At 65.9% G+C, this 4237-nt stretch carries 6 protein-coding genes; 2 read left to right on the top strand and 4 right to left on the bottom strand.

Translation table 11 applies throughout. The features are described 5' to 3' along the window. Positions 1-119: 119 nt before the first annotated feature. The 4 genes from F8D48_RS11340 to F8D48_RS11325 all read right to left on the bottom strand — a co-directional run bounded on the left by F8D48_RS11340 (position 120) and on the right by F8D48_RS11325 (position 3173). A complete protein-coding gene (locus F8D48_RS11340; protein ID WP_151432139.1) occupies positions 120-419 on the bottom strand; it encodes a hypothetical protein in 300 nt (99 codons plus the stop codon). A 2-nt stretch (positions 420-421) separates the two neighbouring features. After that, positions 422-883 (bottom strand): GntR family transcriptional regulator, encoded by a 462-nt coding sequence (locus F8D48_RS11335; protein WP_151432138.1) that lies wholly within the window; start codon positions 881-883, stop codon positions 422-424. An 18-nt stretch (positions 884-901) separates the two neighbouring features. Further along, on the bottom strand, positions 902-1900 hold the full coding sequence (gene nrfD / locus F8D48_RS11330) for an NrfD/PsrC family molybdoenzyme membrane anchor subunit (RefSeq protein WP_170272815.1): 999 nt from the start codon (positions 1898-1900) through the stop codon (positions 902-904). Positions 1901-2228: 328 nt separating this feature from the next. Beyond that, positions 2229-3173 (bottom strand): undecaprenyl-diphosphate phosphatase, encoded by a 945-nt coding sequence (locus F8D48_RS11325; RefSeq protein WP_084811620.1) that lies wholly within the window; start codon positions 3171-3173, stop codon positions 2229-2231. Between the two features lie 4 nt (positions 3174-3177). On the opposite strand from F8D48_RS11325, the gene F8D48_RS11320 reads away from it, so the two are divergent. Beyond that, positions 3178-3390 carry a hypothetical protein gene (locus F8D48_RS11320; protein WP_151432134.1) on the top strand — a complete coding sequence of 71 codons (213 nt, stop codon included), beginning with the start codon at positions 3178-3180 and terminating at the stop codon, positions 3388-3390. 214 nt (positions 3391-3604) lie between these two features. Then, positions 3605-4228, top strand: coding sequence for a helix-turn-helix domain-containing protein (locus F8D48_RS11315; protein ID WP_151432132.1), 624 nt, complete (start codon positions 3605-3607; stop codon positions 4226-4228). The last annotated feature ends 9 nt before the right edge of the window (positions 4229-4237 follow it).

Genomic DNA, 4237 nt, shown 5'->3' with positions numbered 1-4237 from the left:
CAGCGCCGAGGCCCTCTCGAAGGTGTGGTAGGATGCTCCCGTCGACGAATGCCCCGGCCGGCGCCCTCCAAGGGCAGGCTCCGGGGCCCTCTGGGAGCACCGCTCCGGATTCATGTAACTCACACCGGGCCCGACACGCGGTTGAAACGGCCCAGGCGCAGCACTACCACCCGTTCCCACTGCTGGGCGACATGGCACGATGACAGGGCGATAAGCCCCACGATCGCCGCCCCGACGATACCCGGCAGGGTCACCGCGCCAACTATCAGCCAGGCCGCGGCGAGCGCGGCGGCGAAGGCACCGGCGCACAGCACCGCCGAGAACACGAGCACCCCGGTGCTCGACGCCCGCTCTCCCGCTACTTCGGTGGTCGTGTCGGGCGCTACGCGGAACCGGCGCTCTTTCTTCTCGCGGGCCATGCTCACGCCTCCTTCGCCGTACGTGCGGCGGACTTCTCGAAATCGATGATGCGAGCCGCCACCTCGCCCCGCTCCCGGGCTTCCTCGTGCTTCAGGCGCTTGATCTTGCGACTCATGGCATGCTCGATGTCGTCGTAGTCCATGCCCATCTCACGGCACGAGGCGATACACTCGTCGAGTACCGCCTCCACTTCGGCGCGGCCCTCGCCGCCCTCTTGCGCCGCCATGTCGGTCACGAACACACCGCGGCCGCGGGTCGATTCCAGATACCCGTCGGACACCAGGCTCAGATAAGCCTTGTTCACCGTGTTGTAGTTGATGGAGATCTCCGAGGCCAAGCCGCGCACCGTGGGCAGCTTGTCGCCCGGCTTGAAGTAGCCGTCGTTGATGAGATAGGCGATGCGATTGCGCAGCTGCACCCACAGGGGCACATCGCTCGCTTCATCGATTTCAAAGGGAAACATCTCCAGCCTTCCTTCCCATTACAAGACATATGCCGCCGATGATACCATCGGCTGCACCGCCGCCATCACCACCAGCCAGCGCAGGGCGGCACCGCCCACCAGCACGCAGGCGGCAGAAACCAGCACGACCGCCGACGCGGTTCGCCGTGGCGAACCGCGTCGGCGCCCCTGCGCAAGCAGCGCGCCCTCAAGCCCGAACGGAACCGCCAGCCCCACCGCGCCGAGAACGCCCCAGAACATCGGCGCCCAGGAGCCCTCCACGAGAGCCGCCACCGAGGCGAGGGCGGCGGCATCGGTCGGGGTGGCTGGCGCGGCCTGAGCGAGCGTGCCCCCGGCCCCCAGCCACGTGCAGCCGAGCCAGCCGGCAAGAGCGATCGCCTCCAGCCCGATCAGCCCCATATCCACCGCGCCCAGAGCCTGCAGCACACGCCCGAACGGGGCATCGGCACCCGCAAGCACCATCACGGCCGCTACCAGCGCCGTGCCGCAGGACAGGGCCGACAGCAGAAATACCGCCGGCAGCCACGGCCCGAACCACAGCGGCACGGACGCAAGACCCGCCAACAGCAGGCCCGTATAGACCGCGGCCACGCAGGCGGCGACCAGCGATGCCCCGTTCAGCGCCATGAGCAGCCGGTACGACCCAGGCATCGCGCCTTGCCACACCAGCAGCGTCGCGATTCCCGACGCCGCGCAAGCCGCCAGGGCCCAAAACCCCACAACCAGGTAATTCGTCGGCGCGGACACTGCCAGCACAAGCACCCGGTCGATGCGTCCCACATCAGCGGACAAGCACACGACGCCCAGGACAAGGGCGATCAAAGCGGTCGCCCATAGGGACACGAAGAGCCGCCGATAGACCCCCGGTCGGCCGTTGCCGCCGTCGCGGAAACGCGCCGCTAAGCCCTGGCGGACATCGGCGCCATCGGCCAGCAGCCCGAGCACCGCCGCCACCGCACACGCGCCGGCCCCGGTGCCGCCGAGGAAGAGATAGGCCACGATCAGTTCGCCGAACACCGTCTTCCCCTCCCCTCCTGGCAACGTCGCACCGAACTCGATGCGGCACCGCTATCTCACGGGAAGAAGATTATCATAAGACAATTCTCCTGCGACCCTCATGCAAGATAGTTCGCGGTTTCCGCCAAAATATGGGAGTTATTAGGGTGCAAAGGACCCCGTTCGCCAGCGACCACCCTGCTCTGACCATCTTTACCAGGAACTTCCGCGCAAAAACAAGGGACCGAAGCCATGCTTCGGCCCCTTGAGGGCACCAGGCACCCTAATAACTCCCACATCTTGACGAAAAAGCCCCATCCCTTGCACGGAGGAGGCGCGGCGGCGCCGGCTACAGCAGCACCTTCACGCCGAAGTAGGCCAGCACCACGATACCCACGATGATGCGGTACACGCCGAAAGCGGTGAAGTCGTTCTTCTTGATGTAACCCATGAGGAACTTGATGGAGATGACCGACACCACGAATGCCGTCACAATGCCCACGACGAGCACGGCTATCTCGGTGGCGGTCATGGCCAGGCCCACGGCCAGGATGTACTTGATGAGCTTCAGCACGCCCCAGCCGAACATGACGGGAATGGCCAAGAAGAACGTGAACTCGGCCGCCGCCGTACGCGAGCAGCCGCAGAGCATGCCGCCGATGATGGTGGAGCCCGAGCGGCTCGTGCCCGGGATGATGGCGAGCATCTGGAAACAGCCGATTTTAAGCGCCGTCTTCCAGTCGATCTCGTCCACGGTGCGCACGCGGAACAGGGCGGCCTCGGCATCGTCGCCGTCATCGCCCGGACCCACGGGCAGCGGCCGCGCATGGGCGCCCCGAGAAGCGCGTGGGCCGCGGGACGCCAGCCACGCCGCCTCGCGCTTGCGGTTGCGCCGCTCCAGCAGGATGAACACCACGCCGTACACGATAAGCGCCACCGCCACCGTCCAGGCGTTGTAGAAGTACTCGTTGAAAAAATCGTCCAGGGTCAGGCCGATGGCCGCCGCCGGAATGCACCCGATGGCCACCATGCCCCACAGCCGCCACGTGCCGCGCTTCTCGGGCGCCGTCTTGCGAGGCGAGAAGGGGTTCAGCTTGTGGAAGTACAAAATGAGCACGGCCATGATGGCGCCGAGCTGGATGACTACCAAGAACAGCTCGAGGAACTCAGGCGACACGTTCAGCTTCACGAACTCATCCACGAGGATCATGTGGCCGGTAGAGGAGATAGGCAGCCACTCGGTAATGCCCTCCACCACGCCGATGAAGAACGCTTTCAGAATCTCGATGAACATATCCATGGCAGAACTCGCCCCTTACTCTATCGGAAATACCGCGGGACTGCGCGGCGATATTCATGCCCGCGAGTCTGGCGAGCCAGTGCGGAGCGACGCAAAATCCTACCATGGGCACAGCGAGCCGCTTCCACTTCCCAAGAAAGTCCACGTTTGGGCCGGCTCGACAATGGGCGAAACCAAGCTGGTTTTTAACGAAATTCGTCCATATTGGTAATCAATCTATCATATTCCGCATAGAATGACACGCCAATCAGCACCCTATGCTACGATCGGAAACCCACGCGAGGTCCTCAGAACCGCCTCTCTGCCAGTGTCGGACGTCCGTTCGCACTGCAAGCCCCACGGCCCTCCCAAGCGGCAACGCCTATCCTCACCTGGGGCCCTATTCACTGAAGAGCACTGGCCCTTCCCGTTCTTAAGGAGCAACCATGGAGACACCCGTCCCGTGGGGCCGACCCACTGCCGCCCACTCCCTCCTCGTTCCCCCGCAAGACCCCTGCTGTGTCGGCGGAGATGACGGCCAACGCCGCGCTCGCAGATCAAACGCGGTCCGCAGCGACCGCATCATCGCAGCGGCCCTCGGCTGCATCGCCCTGGGATGCCTGCTCGCTGGAGCAGCCGGCTGCCTCGCCCTCGGGGCCCCGGCCCCGCAGGGGCTGCGGCAATCCGCCGTCGTCATCGGGGCCACGGCCATGGCCCTCGGGCTTGTGGGCGTCGGGGCGCTCCTCGCCCGTCGCGGGCGCGCCCTCCGCCTCGCCGAGAGCCGGCGCGAGGCCGAAGCGGAGCGTCTGCGGCGCAGGCTGGACGCCTTCGGCCTCACACCCCGGGAGGTGACGGTCGCCCAGCTCATTCTGGAGCACCACTGCTATCAGAACATCGCCGACCAGCTGGGACTCTCGCCGCGCACCGTGCAGTTCCATGCCTCGAACATCTTCCGCAAGGCATCCGTCGAGCGCCGCCGCGCCTTCGAGCACCTCCTCCTGACCGCCGAGGGCGAATCGGCCGCCCCCTCCACCGGCCCCTACGAGATCATTCCCCGCCTGCGCCCATGACCGCCGCCC

Origin of the sequence: Adlercreutzia muris (assembly GCF_008831045.1) — a bacterium.
GTDB lineage: Bacteria > Actinomycetota > Coriobacteriia > Coriobacteriales > Eggerthellaceae > Adlercreutzia > Adlercreutzia muris.
Note: the sequence above shows the minus strand (reverse complement) of the source record. Positions and strands in the feature narration are given on the sequence as shown.

Excerpts from the sequence above, each read along its gene's own strand:
- F8D48_RS11325 (WP_084811620.1), bottom strand. The coding sequence starts at position 3,173 with ATGTTCATCGAGATTCTGAAAGCGTTCTTCATCGGCGTGGTGGAGGGC.
- F8D48_RS11335 (WP_151432138.1), bottom strand. The coding sequence starts at position 883 with ATGTTTCCCTTTGAAATCGATGAAGCGAGCGATGTGCCCCTGTGGGTG.
- F8D48_RS11320 (WP_151432134.1), top strand. The coding sequence starts at position 3,178 with ATGGCAGAACTCGCCCCTTACTCTATCGGAAATACCGCGGGACTGCGC.
- F8D48_RS11340 (WP_151432139.1), bottom strand. The coding sequence starts at position 419 with ATGGCCCGCGAGAAGAAAGAGCGCCGGTTCCGCGTAGCGCCCGACACG.
- F8D48_RS11315 (WP_151432132.1), top strand. The coding sequence starts at position 3,605 with ATGGAGACACCCGTCCCGTGGGGCCGACCCACTGCCGCCCACTCCCTC.